The following is a 17,077-nucleotide window of genomic DNA, read 5'->3' on the forward strand; positions in this document are numbered from 1 at the left end:
TCATCTTATCAGACTTTCGCCTGTCATTTCTTCTGGTTTTTCAATTCCCATGAGATCAAGCATCGTCGGGGAGAGATCCGCCAGGCGACCGCTTTTCACTTCTGCACCTTCGCTAGTGACAATCACCGGCACAGGATTCGTTGTATGGGCGGTCATAGGCTCTCCGCCGAGTGTCGTTACTTCGTCGGAATTACCATGGTCTGCAGTAATAATCGCTGTTCCACCCTGGGCAAGGATTTCATCGACAATTGGGCCGAGACACTCGTCCACTGCTTCGATGGCTTTAATCGTCGGCTCAAGCTTGCCGCTATGTCCAACCATATCAGGGTTGGCGAAGTTCAGAATGATCATATCGAGATCTTCTTTTTTAAGTTCCTCAAGACATCTATCTCTTACTTCGTAGGCGCTCATTTCAGGCTTCAGATCATACGTCGGTACTTTTGGTGAATCCACGAGCACTCTACGTTCTCCGTCGAATTCTTTATGACGTCCACCACTCATGAAGTAAGTCACGTGCGGGAACTTTTCAGTTTCTGCGATACGCAACTGTTTGCGTCCGGCTTTGGAGACGACTTCACCGATGGTATTGACAATATCTTTCTTCTCGAAGACGACATCTGCTAGGACATTATCACTATATTTGGTGAAAGTGACAAACTTGAGATCGGAATATTTTCTATCAATCTCAAATCCCATGAATTCCTGGTTAGTGTAGATTTCCGACAGCTGTGCTGCGCGATCCGGCCGGAAGTTGTAGAAGATGACTGCATCATCATTCATCACACCCCGATCATAGTCGCCATCATGTCCCAAGACAATGAAAGGTTTGACGAATTCGTCGTAGATGCCAGCATCATAGCTTGCCTTAATACCCGCTTCGGCACTTTCGTACCTTTCTCCGACACCATTCGAGATTGCCTGATACGCCATCTCCTCACGGTCCCAGCGCTGATCACGATCCATGGCATAGTATCTGCCGCTAATGGTGGCAAACTCACCGACACCAATTTCCTTGAAACGTTCCTCCGATTCCTGAACGTATCTAATGGCTGAGTCTTGCGAAACATCCCTTCCATCAAGGAATGCGTGAACATAGACTTTTTTCAGTCCCTGTCTCTTAGCCATGCGAAGTATCGCAAACATGTGTTCATAATGGGAGTGAACACCCCCATCACTCAGCAGTCCCATGATGTGTAACGCACTATCATTATTTTCGACATGCTGCATTGTATTCAGAAGCACTTCATTATCAAAGAAGTCACCTTCTTCGATGGATTTATTAATCCTCGTCAAGCTCTGATATACTACACGCCCTGCACCAATATTTAGGTGGCCCACTTCGGAATTGCCCATCTGTCCTTCAGGTAATCCAACATCAAGACCGCACGCACTGAGTTCATTATGGGGATATTTATTAAAGAACCGATCGAAATTGGGCTTGTTGGCCGCCTTGACCGCGTTCCCTTTTTCTTCATCTCTGTTGGCAAAGCCGTCGAGAATGATCAGGCCTACTGGTTTTGACATTACTTAGCACCTTCCAACAGTTGAACGAAGGATTCAGGTTCGAGTGAAGCCCCGCCGACAAGTGCACCATCAATATGCTCCTGCGCCATATATTCCTTAATGTTTTCGGGTTTTACAGAACCACCATACTGGATACGTACAGCTTCTGCTGTTTCCTCATCGTACAGAGAAGCGACTGTTTCACGGACGACGCCACACATTTCATTGGCATCTTCGCTTGTTGCAGATTTTCCTGTACCAATTGCCCAAATCGGTTCATAGGCAATGACAGATGCTTTGACCTGCTCTTGTGTCAGACCTTCCAGTGCTTTTGAGACTTGGTCTCGCACCTTATCGGCCGCTTTACCGGATTCACGCTCTTCGTCTGTTTCTCCGCAGCAGATGATTGGTACAAGGTTTTTAGCATGTAGCGCATGCGCCTTCTTGTTTACTGTTTCATCCGTTTCGTTGAAATACTCCCTACGCTCGGAATGACCAACGATCACATACTGCACGCCAAGGTCCTCGAGCATGGATGGAGAGACCTCTCCAGTGTATGCGCCATTATCTTCAAAATGACTGTTTTCAGCACCGACGCCAATTTCCAGATCCTTCGTCTTTTCGACAAGTGAAGGCAGGTGGATGAATGGTGCACACACTGCACTTTCCACTTCAGAACTTTTTGGCAGTTCACCGAGTGCATCAATAAATGCATTACCTTCTGAAATTGTCTTATTCATTTTCCAGTTTCCTGCTATAAATGGGGTTCTCATAATCTTCCTCCTCATATTGTTGAAGTCACACGTTGATTACTTATCTTCGATTACGGAAAGGCCTGGTAGTTCTTTGCCTTCGAGATATTCAAGAGAGGCACCACCACCTGTGGAAATGTGGGAGAAATCGTCTGCATACCCAAGATCCATGGCTGCTGCTGCAGAGTCACCGCCACCGATAATTGTTGTGGCATCCTCAAGTTCAGCAATCGCTTTGCAGACACCGATTGTTCCTTTAGCGAAATTCTCCATTTCAAATACGCCCATTGGTCCATTCCATACAACTGTCTTTGCACCTTCGAGTACTTCTTTGAATTTTTCAATTGATTTCTCACCGATATCGAGGCATTCCATATCAGCAGGTATTTCATCTACAGAGACAGTTTTATGCTTGGCATTCGGATCGTAGTCTTCAGCTGCAACCACGTCGACAGGCAGTACGATTTTGTCCCCTGCTTCTTCGAGCAGCGTTTTGGCCATATCCACCTTATCTTCTTCAAGTAGTGATTTGCCGATTTCTTTACCTTGTGCTTTGAAGAATGTGTAACCCATGCCCCCACCAATAATGACGCGATCTGCCTTATCTAGGACATTCTTGATGACACCAATCTTATCGGAAACTTTCGCGCCTCCTAAAATCGCCACGAAAGGACGTTCAGGCGCATCGATTGCTCCACCAATAAAGTCGATCTCTTTTTGCATAAGGTAGCCGGATACAGTCTCGAGATGGGTGCCGATACCCACATTGGAAGCATGACTCCTATGTGCCGTACCGAAAGCGTCATTGACAAAGATATCACCGAGTGATGCCCAGTACTTACCGAGGGCTTCATCGTTGCCACTTTCTTTTTTGCCTTCGACATCTTCAAATCGGGTGTTTTCAAACATCAGGATATCGCCATCTTCGAGATTGCTGATTCCCTGTTCAAGCGCTTCACCACGTGTGTGCGGCACAAACGCCACATCTGTATCAAGTAGCTCAGTTAATCTTTCCGCGACCGGCTGGAGTGTTTTATCCTTCTTATCTTCCTCAGTTTTAACTTTTCCGAGGTGTGAGAAAAGAATGACTTTACCGCCCTGTTCAATGATATATCTAATCGTAGGGAGTGCCTGTACAATACGGTTGTCATTTGTAATCTCTCCATCCGCCATCGGGACATTCAAATCAGCGCGAAGCAGTACTTTTTTGCCCTTCAGTTCTACATCTTCTACAGTTTTTTTCATTGCAGTGCCTCCTATACTTTTCTGTTCCATTCCATTATACCCATCTATAAATCGGAATAAAATAAAAACGGGCGGTCCCCCGCCCGTTTTTATCTATCACCAATTACTAATTGCTTTTAACCAAGTGGTTAAGTGTTCTGACAAGCTGGGCTGTATAGGACATTTCATTGTCGTACCATGCAACTGTACGTACGAGCTGTTTGCCGTCTACATCAAGGACACGTGTCTGTGTTGCATCAAACAGTGAACCTGCTTTGATTCCAATGATGTCAGAAGAGACAATCTGATCTTCGTTGTAGCCGAATGAAGGGTTTTCAGCAGATTTCATTGCTTCGTTTACTTCTTCAGCTGTTACTGTTTTATCAAGTACTGTAGTAATCTCTGTCAAGGAGCCAGTTGCTACTGGTACACGTTGCGCACCACCATCAAGCTTACCTTCGAGTTCAGGAAGTACTTGACCGATTGCTTTTGCTGCACCAGTGGAGTTAGGTACCACGTTCACTGCTGCTGCACGTGCACGACGGTAGTCACCTTTAGGGTGTGGTGCATCCAATGTGTTTTGATCGCCAGTATACGCGTGGATTGTAGTCATCAGTCCGCTTTGGATACCGAATTTGTCATTCAAGACTTTAACGACAGGTGCCAGACAGTTTGTTGTACAAGAAGCAGCAGAAACAACTTCTTCTGAACCATCAAGCACATCTTCATTCACACCAAATACAATTGTTTTCATGTTACCTTTACCAGGTGCAGAAACGAGTACTTTCTTAGCGCCAGCTTCGATGTGCTTTCTCGCACCCTCTTCGTCTGTGAAGAAACCAGTACATTCGAGCACTACATCGATGTCAAGCTCGCCCCAAGGCAGTTCTGCTGGGTTTTTCTGGTTAAATGATTTAACTTCGTTGCCATTGATCTTGAAACCACCCTCGACCTGTTCAACTTCACCTTCGAAGCGTCCTTGAGTAGTGTCATACTTGAAAAGGTGTGCAAGAAAATCGTCATCTGTAAGATCGTTTACTGCAACCAGTTGCATATCGTCGTAATTCTGAATTTCTCTCGCTGCAAGTCTTCCGATACGTCCAAATCCATTAATTGCTACTCTAACCATGTGTAATGGCCTCCTCGATTTTGTATATAATATTATTTGCTATCCAACAAAAACTGCGCGATGGTCTCATCAATGAAAAGCATGGTATTCTTCGGTGCAATCTTCATGTAGGCACCTACAGCTTCCTTCTTGCTGCTCCCGCCTGCAACGGCCAGTATAGCGCGTTTGGTTTCCAAATCTTCGAGTTGAAGACCAATCGTCCTGACCTTGCGGACAATATCACCGTCAGCGTTGAAATAGTAACCGAAGGCTTCACCAACAGCCTCTTTTTCTTCAAGTTCTAAAAGCGTTTCACTACTGACGTTGCGGCGATGTGCCATCATGAATGCTTCGCCAATGCCGTGAATAACATAATGCGACTGCTTATTCAGCTCGGCAACTTCCATTACAGAAGGCTCGGACTTAAGTGATTCAAATACATTCTCACCAACACTATCTGGTGCATATAGCACTTTGTGCTCCCCGCCAGTAGCCGTTGCAAGACGGCTAGCGATGGAGTTTGCCTGATTGATAATCTCTTCCCCGAGCCCTCCACGAGCCGGTACAAAGAGCACATGTTCCTCAACTGGCTTAAGATGATTGCCAACGTTTGCCATCGTCGAACCGCCTGCTACGGAAACGATGGCACCTTCAAAGAGCATTTTCTGAAGTTCTTCAGCCATCAGTTTCGGCAATGCCTGCTGTAGTTCTAGATTCTCGTCGGCATCACCACGAATAATGAAGAAGTCCTGAAGCTTGTATTTCTCCTTCAGTTTACGCGCAAGATCCATCCTGCGATCAAGCGTCGTCATAAAGGGAGAAAGATCTTGTAGTACTTCAATACCCGCTTGAGAAATGGATATGCCCTTCTTATCGATGACAATCAGACCTAAATCATGAAGTGTATCCACTTCCTTCCTTAGGATCCTTTCAGTCATGCTAAGTTGTCTTGCAAGTGTTCTGCGTCCGATAGGCTGATACGCTTCTATTTGCTTGAGAATACTTGAGCGTTTCTGTAATTCCACGATGATCTCCGGAGCTATGCGTTTCTGGATGTCCAATAGCTTTTGCCACATGAGACACAACACCTCTCGTTTAAGTGAGACGTATGACGTCCCACTAGGGACAAAAAATAATTACACACTTAATATATCACAGATATTAAATAATGCAATTATTTATGTTTAGCTATTTTATTGTTTACCCACGTGCGTCTTTAAATAATCATAGACCTGGGCAAAATCAATGATACCTTCTTGTACTACATTGCCATCATGGACTAAGACGGGAACACGAATCATGTATTCTTCTTGCAGTGCATCATCCGAATCTATATCAACTTCGCTCATCTTGACGTCGTTATATCTTAGTTCTGATAAGGCAAGGTTTACTTGCTCTTTCCCTTGATCACATAAAGGACATCGCTTTCTAGTATAATATGTCATTTCCAGCATATTCATACCCCTTCTTTTTTCAGTTTCTTTCTGATCGTCTGCAAAACCTGATCCGTCATTTCGGTACTGATAATACCCATAGCGATAGCTAATGAAATAAGAGCTGCTTCAAATCCGTACTCCAGAGCCGTCATATAGTCTTTTAGTACGACGTGACGCATGGCGTTATAGGCAAGTCCACCGGGTACAAGCGGAATGATACCGCATGTGATAAAAGCAATGATCGGCATTTTTTTGTGCCGTGAGTAGAAGATTGCAGCAGTGGACAGGGCGATGGCACCAAGGTATGAAGCTAAAATAAGATCAGTACCTGCTTCTCTAGAAATATAAAAGACTATCCAGCCAAGTGCACCCGTCACACCGCAACTGGCAAGCGCCTTCCTAGGCGCGTTGAAAAGGACACCAAAACTTGCCGAGGCGAAAAAACTAAGCACGAATTGATAGAAATAAATCATTCTCTCCCTCCTATACCAACAGGAACACCAGACCAACACCTGCCCCAATGGCAATGGCTGTCAGACCTGCTTCTGCCCCTTTAATCACCCCAGCCATCAGGTGACCCCGGATCATCTCACGGATTGCATTTGTTATCAATACACCCGGCACAAGTGGCATTACTCCAGCGATGATAATCGTGTCGAGCATAACACCAAAGCCGTTATTGACAAGAATGATTGATGCGATAGCTATATATAGTGACGCGAAAAACTCAGTAAAGAATTTAACCCTCGTATAACGCTGGATGCCTTCCATGATAAGCACGCCACCTGCGCCCGCTATGAAAGCGGCAGGCAGGTCTGCAACAACGCCATCGAACAGCAACAGGAAGAGGAAACCGATGGCCCCACCTGAGAGGACGACGAGCCAGAAAGGGAAAAAATCCGTATTATGTATCATCTCAAGTCTGCTGATTGCCTGTTTCAAAGGCAGTCCTGCCGAAATACGGCGAGATAGTTCATTAACACTCATTATCTTCTCCAAATTATTGGCCCGCTCATCGATGCGTACGGTCTGTGTCAGGGCATAATCATTCAGAGAAAAAATAATGACCGTGGGAGTGACAAATACTTGGGCATTTTCAATACCGTAACTGGATGCGATGCGCAGCATCGTATCTTCAATCCGATATGTTTCAGCTCCACTTTCCAACAGCATCTTGCCACAATTGACAGCAATGTAGAATACATCGCGCACAAAATCTTCGCCAAGGACTTTATCTGGAGCTTCAATTACCTCAAGTTCGCCACTCACACGGCCCACCTCGATCTAGCACCCCCGGAGAGGATCGAACTCCCATCTCAAGAACCGGAATCTTACGTGTTATCCATTACACCACGGGGGTATGATTAAATTATGTTGCGGATTCGCAATAAAGCAAATATAAGTATAGCAATAAACAACCACGAATTAAAGCCTTAATTTTACCCTGCGGACTACAAAGTGTTTCTTTTGACCTTATTTGACTAATGTGGTATAACTGAATCAGTAAAACAAACTCAACATATTATCAGGAGGTAATAGAATGAATCTCATTCCTACAGTTATTGAACAGACGAATCGCGGGGAACGTGCTTATGATATCTACTCAAGATTACTGAAAGACAGAATCATCATGATCGGTACAGGCATTGATGATAATGTTGCGAACTCAGTAGTTAGTCAGTTGCTCTTCCTGCAGGCTCAGGATCCTGAAAAGGATATTTTCCTATATATAAACTCTCCAGGAGGTAGTGTTACTGCTGGCATGGCAATCTACGATACAATCCAGCATATCAAACCGGATGTACAGACAATCTGTCTTGGTATGGCTGCTTCAATGGGCTCCTTCCTATTGGCTGCAGGTGCTAAAGGTAAGAGATTTGCACTGCCAAACGCTGAAGTGATGATTCACCAGCCACTTGGAGGTGCGCAAGGACAAGCGACAGAAATCGAGATTGCAGCTAAGCACATATTGAGAACACGAGAGAAACTGAACAAAATTCTTGCTGAACGTACAGACCAGCCTCTCGATAAGATTGAGAGAGACACGGACCGCGATTTCTTCATGAGCGCCGAAGAAGCAAAAGAATATGGTATCGTCGACGAAGTAATGGAGCCTGAAAAACTCCAGAACTAGTCTGATGGTTCGAAAAGGTCGAGGAAATCCTCGGCCTTTTTTATTTTTTTCTTCGATTATCGATTATGGACTGCCTTTAAAGGTTATAATCACACTAAGGAGCGTGATGATATGAATGCACTGATTACTGGTGGTACAGGGTTTGTTGGATCCAAACTTGCAGAAATACTAAGGCAGGAGTACGACCACGTCTATATACTTACCCGTAGCAAAAAGACTTCTGAACACCCATACGTACACTATGTAGAATACAATCCGGATTATCCCGAAGATGATTCTTGGATGAAGGAGATGCCTTTAAAAGTAGATGTCATCTTCAACCTTGCTGGTGCCTCCTTGCAGGAAAGGTGGACCGATGAACACAAAGAAGCCATTTATAATTCTAGAATAGATGTAACGCGTATGCTCAGGCGTTACGCAGAGCAGGCCGAAGTGACGCCAGGCGTGCTCGTTAATGCCAGCGCTATCGGCTACTATCCTGTGAGCAAAAGTGTGCGGTACACTGAATCGAATACTTTTGCAGCCCATGATTTCCTATCGACAGTCGTGACGGCTTGGGAAAATGAAGCGTGCCGGTTCGAAGATCTCGGTATAAGAGTGGTCTGTGCCCGTTTTGGTCTCATCCTCGATTCGAAAGAAGGTGCCCTGGCGAAAATGAGCATTCCTTACCGACTGGGCGTCGGTGGTCCATTAGGAAGCGGAGAGCAGTGGTACAGTTGGATCCACATCGACGACTTGCTCAATGCGCTGCTCTATACTGCAGTACACCCTGAAATAAAGGGAACAGTAAACATGACAGCTCCCCTGCCGCTCAGACAGAAGCAGTTTTCCAAATATCTAGCCTCTGCCTTAGGGCGTCCGGACTTCTTCAAAACACCCGCTTTTCTAATCGAAAAGATACTCGGGGAGCAATCCATACTCATACTCAAGGGACAATACGTTCTGCCTGAAGTATTAATGGAGAATGACTTCAAATTCGTTTTCCCTACACTGGAAATTGCGTTAGAAGACCTTTTCGATCTGCAGGACAAGAAGAAGACCATTTCCGATTGATGATACTACAAATAAAACTGCGTGTACTTATTCAAGTACACGCAGTTTTATTTGAATACTACTTCCTCCCCGCTTCTGAGCTTGTCTGCAATGGCATCCAATTTTCTCAGACGATGGTTGATTCCAGACTTTGAAATGGTTCCAGTCGATACCATCTCTCCAAGTTCCTTCAAGGAAACATCTTGGTGTTCTACGCGAAGTCTGGCAATTTCCTTGAGACGTTCGGGCAACTCTTCAAGTCCTATTTTCTGATCGATGAACTGGATGTTTTCGACCTGCCTCATAGCTGCCCCGATTGTTTTGTTAAGATTAGCTGTTTCACAGTTGACCAGTCGATTGACTGAGTTTCTCATATCCCTGACAATCCGTATATCTTCGAACTTGAGGAGTGCCTGATAACCGCCGATCAAACTCAGAAACTCTGCGATCTTTTCCGCTTCTTTAAGATAGGTGATATAGCCGCGCTTTCGCTCTATATGCTTGGCATTGAGTTCGTATCCATTCATCAATGCAGTCAGGCTTTCTGCATGCGCCTCATATAGCGAAAATATCTCGAGGTGATAGGCGGATGTTTCCGGGTTATTTACTGAGCCGCCCGCTAGAAACGCACCACGCAGATAACTTCGGATACAGCATTCATTATCCTTAACTGTATCGCTGACATCGTTTGAGAGTACGCCATCCTTCATGATATCGAGGTCTTCAAGCACTTTTTTACTGTCTTTCTTGATGCGGGATATATATACATTATTTTTTTTGAGCTTCATTTTTTTACGTACGAGCAATTCTATCTCGACGCCGTACAGATTACGGATTAAAGTGAATATCCTTCTGGCTATCGCTGCGTTTTCTGTCTGTATGTTGATGATCCACTCGCCGTTGAAATGACTCAGTGCACCATTCATTTTGATGAGTGCTGAAAGCTCACTTTTCATGCAGCATGGTTCCACTTCAATCCTCGACAATTCATTCTTCATCTCGGAAGCAAATGACATGCGATCACGCCCTTATCGTTTATTTCTTATACTGTAGCGTGCTGATTTCTCTAAGAGCAATATCATATATGATTTCTGCCAACACTTTATTGTCGTGACGAACAGCGCCATCATCGTCGATCTCGACCAGCCGGTGATCTGTTACGACAGTGGCGCCCATCTCCTTCAACCGCGCGCGATCACTTTCAACGATGGTCATGTCGTTACGATCGTAATAGTCAGAAATGCGTCCTTTGATGTCTTCTTCGTTCAATATGATAAAGTCAATCACATTTTGACCCATATGCGTATTAATCGCATCCAAATGATCTGCAGCAGAATAGCCCACTGTCTCACCGATCTGAGTCATGATGTTTGAGACAAACACTTTTATACCCGGCGCTTTACAGATGGTTTGCTTCATTCCTTCAGGTATAAGATTCGGAATAATGCTTGTATAAAGACTGCCTGGGCCAAAGACAATCACATCAGACTTTTCGATAGCTTCGATGGCCTCTGGGGTGGCAACGGTATCGTTTGGTATAAGATACACTTCCTCTATTTTTTGCTTTACCTCAGGAATATAGCTCTCCCCAACAATAATCGAGTTATCTTCCATCCGAGCAGCAAGCTTCGGGCTAATATTGGTTGAGGGAATGACCGTCCCTTTGACATTGAGAAGCTTGCTCAGCTCCTTAACTGCAACAGCAAAGTCACCTGTCATGTCGTACATAGCAGCAAGCATAAGGTTGCCGAGCGCATGACCCCCGAGCGCCTCTTTTTTAAACCGATACGCAAACAAGTTCTCAAGCTTTGTCTCCACATCGCTCAAGGCTGTCATAACGTTTCTAATGTCACCTGGTGCCGGCATATCAATCTGATCGCGTATAATGCCGGTAGATCCTCCGTCGTCGGCTACAGAAATAATGGCGGATATATCAACGGGATATTTCCTCAGCCCTCTGGCCAGTACGCTGAGTCCCGTGCCACCACCAACGAGTGTGATTTTAATCTTTTCCATTTTCTGAACCTTTGATCGGTGCATCTCTATGCACCGCCCGAATTGCAAAGTCAAAGTCCTCACTGATGTCTTTTACCAGCTTTTCTGCAAGTGTCACCGAGCGATGCTGGCCGCCTGTACATCCAATAGCAATAATGAGCTGCGATTTTCCTTCTTTCATAAACTGTGGAATCATATACTTGAGCAAATCGTAGAGTTTGGCATAGAACACTTTCGTTTCTTTCCATTTCAGAACATAATCGGACACTGGCTTGTCCAGTCCTGTTTGGGGACGTAGTACATCAACGTAGTGCGGATTCGGCAGGAAACGCACATCGAACATGAGATCAGCATCGATCGGCACACCGTGTTTAAAACCGAAGCTCATCACATTTACATTGAATGCAGGTCGATTTTCGCCTGCGCATTTATCGAACATGATGCCTCTGAGTTCCTTGGCAGACGTGCTGGTCGAATCAAGAATATGTGTTGCACGCCCTTTTAATTCACTAAGTAGTTCCCGTTCCTTCTTTATGGCATCGAGCAGATTCATCTGATTATCCAGTGGATGTGCTCTGCGGGTCTCCTTGTAACGCGTGACAAGCCGATCGTCGGAAGCATCGATGAAAAAGATTTCTAGAGCAAGACCTGGATGGTCCCTCAGCTTTTCGATTTCTTCAACCAAACGATCAAAGAACTCTTTTCCCCTTAGGTCGATGCCAAGACCGACCCGGTCCATCTGACCATCGGTCGTCTCCATCAGTTCGACGACTTTTTGAAGTAAGATTGGCGGCAGGTTATCGATACAGAAGTATCCCATATCCTCCAGTGCTTCAATGGCTACAGATTTCCCAGCACCGCTCATGCCTGTTACAATAATCAGCTGCTTCATTGGTCCACATCCCCTTCGATCATTTTATGTGTACTTCCTATTAATTAAATCATGCCCAAAGCTTTGTAGCAATGTTATATGAAGTGCATTTTTAACTTTGGTCCTGATTAATCGATTATGGTAATACGGAAAAATCCCCCAGGAAGAACCCGGGGGGATTGGTTATCTGCTTTCCTGCTTATCCGCGAGGTGTTCGATATAATGCTGTGCATTTTGAGCGGCGATGCTGCCGTCTCCAGTTGCAGTGACAATCTGACGCAATGTCTTATCGCGCACATCGCCTGCTGCAAAAATACCTGGAATGGCTGTTTCCATTTCATCGTTGGTTTCAACATATCCAAGCGCGTTCAATATACCGAGATCTTCAAACGGTGCTGTCAGAGGTTTCATACCTACATAGACAAAGACACCATCGGCTTTGAAGTCGTACTCGGAACCTGTATTCTTATCCAGTAGCGTTACGCTTTCGACTCTGCTCTCACCGTTGATGGCCTGGATTTCTGTATCCCAGATAAAATCGATCTTATCGTTCTTGAACGCTCGATCCTGAAGGATTTTCTGCGCACGCAGCTGATCTCTTCTGTGGACGATCGTTACTTTGCTTGCGAACTTGGTCAGGAAGACACCTTCCTCAACTGCCGAGTCACCGCCACCGATGACGACCAATTCCTTCTCCTTGAAGAATGCGCCATCACACACAGCACAGTAGCTGACCCCACGACCGCCGAGCGTCTCTTCACCTTCAACACCGACCTTTTTATATTCGGCACCTGTCGTAATGATAACCGACCGTGTATGGATATCTTCACTGCCTGTTTTCAGTACTTTGATCTCTCCATGGTCTTCAATGGATTTGAGGTCCCCATATTTATATTCAGCACCAAATTTCTGGGAATGCTCGAACATCTTGGTAGAAAGTTCTGGTCCTGTAATGAAATCAAAACCAGGGAAGTTTTCCACTTCTTCGGTATTCGCCATCTGTCCACCTGGCATCCCACGTTCTAGCATGACCGTTTTCAGATTGGCACGGGAAGCATAGACAGCTGCTGTCATTCCAGCCGGTCCGGCACCAATAATGACGACGTCATAGATATTTTCTTCAGTCATGAGACAAAACTCCTTTTCTTCTATTCCTTATCTTCTTTATCAACTCTAAAATATTATATAGAAATCTAAGTCACTTTTCATCAAATCTGCTTGATAAACTCGAGGGCCTTGTTCAGTCTATAGAGCGTCGTATCAAAGTTTTCGACAAGTGACCGCTTGGTGATCTTTCTACCTCGCTGGTGGAAGTATAGCGTAGCCGCCGTAAAGGCTTTGATATCTTCAAGTTCCACCTTGTTGTCATAAAGCGCGTGGAATGTCTCTATCCAGGCCAATTGGTCGACCTCTTCGTCATACCCTGCCTTACGCATGGCTTCGAGCCCTTGATGCATACGTCCGAGCCGTACCAGTTTGAGCCCTTGGAACAGAAACGAAATATAAAGTTTCTCATAATCTTCGAGCGACTCGATGGTATCCCATACTTCATGTCCCAGTATGGCATCACGCGGAACGATATTGTAAATCTTGTATAATCCAAGCAGCCGTCTATATGGATCGTCATCCTTCAGGTACTTTGATTCCAATTCTGTAATACGGGCTGTCGCTTCATGTCGCTGCCATGGGCTATATATTTCGCTCACTTGGTGAAAAGTCTGCATCCTATCCCAGAACATACGCGATTCCTCGATATGACCGATATGATAGGTGGCATGGCTCAAGGCATGCAAGAGTTGGAAACTGATAAATACTTGATTCTTATACAGGGGGAAGAGCAGTTCATAAGATCGTTCATACTGCTGCAGAAAATTGAGCACTAGACCAACCTTGAATCTTGCATCGTCGTCGAGAGGTTGGACTACTTCCATCTTCTTTAGAAAAGCATGATACTTTTCCTCTTCACCCGTGTGATAATAGAGCAATGTCATATGACTGAGAGCATGCATATCCGTACGGTCTTCCTTGAGTAACTGTTCAAGCAACTCATGCGCTTCTTCGAAGCGGTTCAGGAAAAGGGCCGCCATCGCTTTTTGATTACGGAACTCCCGCTCTTCCTGGATAGCTATGGGAATTGTATTAAGATAGTCGAGCGCCTCTTCGATCCGAGCATTCATAAATAGGTGCTGAAACAGATGCTGACCGGTGAAACGAGTAGCTTCACGCTCCACTTCATCCTCATCTTGGATGCTCACTTCAAACATCTGCTCGAGTTCGTCGTCGTAGCCGGAATCCGGCTCATACTTTACGTACTCCACTCCAAACAAAAAAGCCTTGTTCGGATCATTCATAATGACATAGAGTTGACTCAACATAAAATAAAATTCAGCATCATACTGATGCTGAATGAAGGCATTTATCAATATATTTTCAGCTTCTGCTCCCCGTCCATTTTCAGCAAGCAGATATGCGTACTGGGAAAGGTAGCCCAGATTATTCTGGTCGAGCTCATAGGCCTTCTGAAAACTTTTCAGTGCCGCATGCTTCTTATTCTGTTCGGTTTTTTTCAGCCCCTGATTGAAATGGAACTCTCCATTCTGGTCAAAGGGAATCACTTTCCTATTCATTATCCCTACTCCTTACTATAAGCGGATTGCCATAGCAGATTGAATGGTCAGGAACATCCTTCGACACGATGCTGCCTGCTCCGATGACTGCATGGGAACCGATGACTACACCTGGCAGAATGGTGACATTTGCGCCGACCATTGTATCATGCCCGATGCGTACATCTCCGACCCTGTACTCATCTACAAGATATTCGTGTGTCAATATTACTGTATTATAACCGATTATACTGTTTTTGCCAATGTGGATGCGCTCTGGATACATAAGATCAGGCATCGCTTTAAAAGCAAGCGATACATTATCTCCGAGCTGCATCCCAAGGAAGGTGGTGTAAAGTTTGTGTTTCCATTTTGTTGAAGGGCAAAAACGTCCGACTTCGATGACTAGGAAGTTTTTGGCAACTTTAAATCTGGAAATTGTGCGGTACATATGCCACAGCGGATTTATCCCACCCGCTTTCACTCTTTTCACTCTTCTCATGTATCATCTTCCTTTATATACGCCCTCTGTTTTGCCGTACTTCGGTAGTTTATACTTCGTATTGCGGTAGATCCACACTACTACTGCTAAAGCGACAAGCAGAATTGAGATGAATTGTGCTGTTCGCAGACTTTCACCGATCATCAGACTATCTGTACGCATACCCTCAATGAAGAAACGTCCTACAGAATAGTAGATTAAATAAAGCAGGATCGTCTGGCCGATAGCGAGTTTCGGTCGGATCAGTATCAGAAGTATGAAACCGATGATGTTCCATATCGATTCATACAGGAAAGTCGGATGATAATATGCGCCGTCAATGTACATCTGGTTGATAATCCAATCGGGAAGTAGCAGAGAATCGAGAAAATCGCGGGATACTTCTCCGCCATGGGCTTCCTGATTCATAAAATTCCCCCAGCGTCCGATTGCCTGTCCGAGTATAAGACTTGGGGCAGCGATGTCAGCAAGCTGGAAAAAACTGAATCCTTTAACCCGGGCGTAGATGATACCTGCCAAAAAGCCACCGATCAGCCCACCGTGAATCGCCATGCCTCCTTCATTCACCATAACAATGTGAAGCGGGTTCTGACTATAATAATCCCACTGGAAGATGACGTAGTATAGCCGCGCACCAACAATGGAAGCAATGATGATATAAAACATCATGTCCATGAATAATCCTTCTGGCAATCCTTTTCGATCTGCTTCGCGATTGGCGATAAAATAGCCGAGAAGCATGCCTAAAGCAATGATGATGCCGTACCAGTAGATACTAAGCGGTCCGAGTTCCAACGCAACTGGACTTAGAGGTGATGTACTATAAATCATCAATCATTCCTCCATTGACTTGAATCTGCCGGTTCAATCTATCGTTAAATTCCTGTGCTGCATCGTATCCCATGTGTTGCATCCGGTGATTCATGGCTGCAACTTCTATAATACCTGCCAAACTTCGTCCAGGACGGATTGGGATCGTTTTTTGATCAACTTCGGAATTGAGTATTCGGAGCTTTTTTTGATCTAAGCCGAGACGTTCATACGTCTTTCCGGATTCCCAAGTCTCAAGGTTGACATTGAGCATGACCCGCTTCTCCTCAAGGATGCTACCTGCGCCAAACAGCGTCATGACATTGATGATGCCAAGACCGCGTATTTCAAGAAGATTACGGATCAGCGGCGGTGCTGAGCCCATGAGGACGTTTTTTGATACTTCCTTGATTTCAACGTTGTCGTCTGCGACGAGACGATGGCCATTCTTCACAAGCTCGAGCGCCGTCTCACTTTTCCCGACACCACTTTCACCAGTAATCAGAACGCCAATTCCATATATATCAACCAATACCCCATGCATATTCGTCTCTGGAGCAAGTGCCGTTTCCAGAAAGCTTGACATGCGGCTAATGAAGTTTGTCGTATTATCTTCTGTGACAAGTAACGGTATATGTGTCTGGTTGCAAGCCTCGATCAGCTCCAGTGGCGCCCCGAGGTCGCGTGTTATAATGATACATGGCGTTTCTTTGCGGCATAGGCGCTTTGAACGATCTTCACGTTCCTCTTCCGTTAGCATTCGCTTGAAAAAAGAGGATTCCGTCATTCCGAGTACTTGAACTCGGTCAGAGGAATAGTGTGAAAAGTACCCGGCAACTTCGAGACCAGGCCGTGAAACATCTATATTGACAATCTCCTTATCGATACCTTCGTTACCGGAGATGATCTTTAAATTGAACTTATCTATGATTTTCTTTACTGTAAGCATTCTGTCACCTCGGTGATTTATTATCTCAACTATAAAGAAACACCATGCCATTTTCAATATATCGTGTTTCAAAGATGTATTATTTCCTAGAGATTCGATTTTTATTCACACAGAAGCCACATTTGAAACAACTGTAAAGATATAGAAAAACCCGT

Annotated in this window: 18 protein-coding genes and 1 tRNA gene; 2 read left to right on the forward strand and 17 right to left on the reverse strand. The window is 45.0% G+C overall.

From position 1 onward, the window contains the following. From gpmI to ACFOJ8_RS09690, 9 genes are all read right to left on the reverse strand, one after another. Positions 1–1,524 carry a 2,3-bisphosphoglycerate-independent phosphoglycerate mutase gene (gpmI, locus tag ACFOJ8_RS09650; RefSeq protein ID WP_380656488.1) on the reverse strand — a complete coding sequence of 508 codons (1,524 nt, stop codon included), beginning with the start codon at positions 1,522–1,524 and terminating at the stop codon, positions 1–3. Beyond that, positions 1,524–2,276, reverse strand: a complete 753-nt coding sequence (gene tpiA, locus ACFOJ8_RS09655; protein ID WP_380656491.1) for a triose-phosphate isomerase — start codon at positions 2,274–2,276, stop codon at positions 1,524–1,526. The genes gpmI and tpiA overlap by 1 nt, the downstream gene beginning before the upstream one ends. 36 nt (positions 2,277–2,312) lie before the next feature. Further along, positions 2,313–3,500, reverse strand: coding sequence for a phosphoglycerate kinase (locus ACFOJ8_RS09660; RefSeq protein WP_380656494.1), 1,188 nt, complete (start codon positions 3,498–3,500; stop codon positions 2,313–2,315). A gap of 106 nt (positions 3,501–3,606) precedes the next feature. Beyond that, positions 3,607–4,608, reverse strand: a complete 1,002-nt coding sequence (gap, locus tag ACFOJ8_RS09665) for a type I glyceraldehyde-3-phosphate dehydrogenase (RefSeq protein WP_380656496.1) — start codon at positions 4,606–4,608, stop codon at positions 3,607–3,609. Between the two features lie 32 nt (positions 4,609–4,640). Further along, positions 4,641–5,663: a sugar-binding transcriptional regulator gene (locus tag ACFOJ8_RS09670; RefSeq protein ID WP_380656498.1), complete on the reverse strand. Its 1,023-nt coding sequence runs from the start codon at positions 5,661–5,663 to the stop codon at positions 4,641–4,643. 117 nt (positions 5,664–5,780) lie between these two features. Continuing rightward, on the reverse strand, positions 5,781–6,041 hold the full coding sequence (locus ACFOJ8_RS09675; RefSeq protein ID WP_380659917.1) for a glutaredoxin family protein: 261 nt from the start codon (positions 6,039–6,041) through the stop codon (positions 5,781–5,783). A gap of 2 nt (positions 6,042–6,043) precedes the next feature. Then, positions 6,044–6,496, reverse strand: a complete 453-nt coding sequence (locus tag ACFOJ8_RS09680; RefSeq protein ID WP_380656502.1) for a threonine/serine exporter family protein — start codon at positions 6,494–6,496, stop codon at positions 6,044–6,046. A gap of 10 nt (positions 6,497–6,506) precedes the next feature. Continuing rightward, positions 6,507–7,292 carry a threonine/serine exporter family protein gene (locus tag ACFOJ8_RS09685; protein ID WP_380656505.1) on the reverse strand — a complete coding sequence of 262 codons (786 nt, stop codon included), beginning with the start codon at positions 7,290–7,292 and terminating at the stop codon, positions 6,507–6,509. 19 nt (positions 7,293–7,311) lie between these two features. Further along, positions 7,312–7,383: transfer RNA gene (locus ACFOJ8_RS09690), tRNA-Arg, on the reverse strand. A 180-nt stretch (positions 7,384–7,563) separates the two neighbouring features. On the opposite strand from ACFOJ8_RS09690, the gene clpP reads away from it, so the two are divergent. Together clpP and ACFOJ8_RS09700 are read left to right on the forward strand one after the other, a co-directional pair. Further along, on the forward strand, positions 7,564–8,157 hold the full coding sequence (gene clpP / locus ACFOJ8_RS09695) for an ATP-dependent Clp endopeptidase proteolytic subunit ClpP (RefSeq protein ID WP_380656508.1): 594 nt from the start codon (positions 7,564–7,566) through the stop codon (positions 8,155–8,157). A gap of 111 nt (positions 8,158–8,268) precedes the next feature. Further along, positions 8,269–9,210, forward strand: coding sequence for a TIGR01777 family oxidoreductase (locus ACFOJ8_RS09700; protein WP_380656511.1), 942 nt, complete (start codon positions 8,269–8,271; stop codon positions 9,208–9,210). A 47-nt stretch (positions 9,211–9,257) separates the two neighbouring features. Here ACFOJ8_RS09700 and whiA read toward each other — a convergent pair whose 3' ends face one another. From whiA to hprK, 8 genes are all read right to left on the reverse strand, one after another. Beyond that, entirely contained in the window at positions 9,258–10,205 is a 948-nt protein-coding gene (gene whiA, locus ACFOJ8_RS09705) for a DNA-binding protein WhiA (RefSeq protein ID WP_380656514.1), read from the reverse strand. Positions 10,206–10,224: 19 nt separating this feature from the next. Further along, positions 10,225–11,205 (reverse strand): gluconeogenesis factor YvcK family protein, encoded by a 981-nt coding sequence (locus tag ACFOJ8_RS09710; protein WP_380656517.1) that lies wholly within the window; start codon positions 11,203–11,205, stop codon positions 10,225–10,227. Next, positions 11,192–12,076, reverse strand: a complete 885-nt coding sequence (gene rapZ / locus ACFOJ8_RS09715) for an RNase adapter RapZ (protein ID WP_380656520.1) — start codon at positions 12,074–12,076, stop codon at positions 11,192–11,194. The genes ACFOJ8_RS09710 and rapZ overlap by 14 nt, the downstream gene beginning before the upstream one ends. A 162-nt stretch (positions 12,077–12,238) precedes the next feature. Further along, positions 12,239–13,183 carry a thioredoxin-disulfide reductase gene (gene trxB / locus ACFOJ8_RS09720; protein WP_380656523.1) on the reverse strand — a complete coding sequence of 315 codons (945 nt, stop codon included), beginning with the start codon at positions 13,181–13,183 and terminating at the stop codon, positions 12,239–12,241. 80 nt (positions 13,184–13,263) lie between these two features. Next, the gene (locus tag ACFOJ8_RS09725; RefSeq protein WP_380656526.1) at positions 13,264–14,682 is read right to left on the reverse strand and encodes a tetratricopeptide repeat protein; all 1,419 of its coding nucleotides are present in this window, start codon (positions 14,680–14,682) and stop codon (positions 13,264–13,266) included. Further along, the gene (locus tag ACFOJ8_RS09730) at positions 14,675–15,163 is read right to left on the reverse strand and encodes an acyltransferase (RefSeq protein ID WP_380656529.1); all 489 of its coding nucleotides are present in this window, start codon (positions 15,161–15,163) and stop codon (positions 14,675–14,677) included. The genes ACFOJ8_RS09725 and ACFOJ8_RS09730 overlap by 8 nt, the downstream gene beginning before the upstream one ends. 3 nt (positions 15,164–15,166) lie before the next feature. Beyond that, complete coding sequence (gene lgt, locus ACFOJ8_RS09735; RefSeq protein WP_380656532.1) at positions 15,167–15,994, reverse strand: prolipoprotein diacylglyceryl transferase; 828 nt, start codon at positions 15,992–15,994, stop codon at positions 15,167–15,169. Next, positions 15,984–16,922 (reverse strand): HPr(Ser) kinase/phosphatase, encoded by a 939-nt coding sequence (gene hprK / locus ACFOJ8_RS09740; RefSeq protein WP_380656535.1) that lies wholly within the window; start codon positions 16,920–16,922, stop codon positions 15,984–15,986. Before hprK ends, lgt begins: the two co-directional genes overlap by 11 nt. Between the last annotated feature and the right edge of the window lie 155 nt (positions 16,923–17,077).

Origin of the sequence: Salinicoccus sesuvii (assembly GCF_042648145.1) — a bacterium.
Classification (GTDB): domain Bacteria; phylum Bacillota; class Bacilli; order Staphylococcales; family Salinicoccaceae; genus Salinicoccus; species Salinicoccus sesuvii.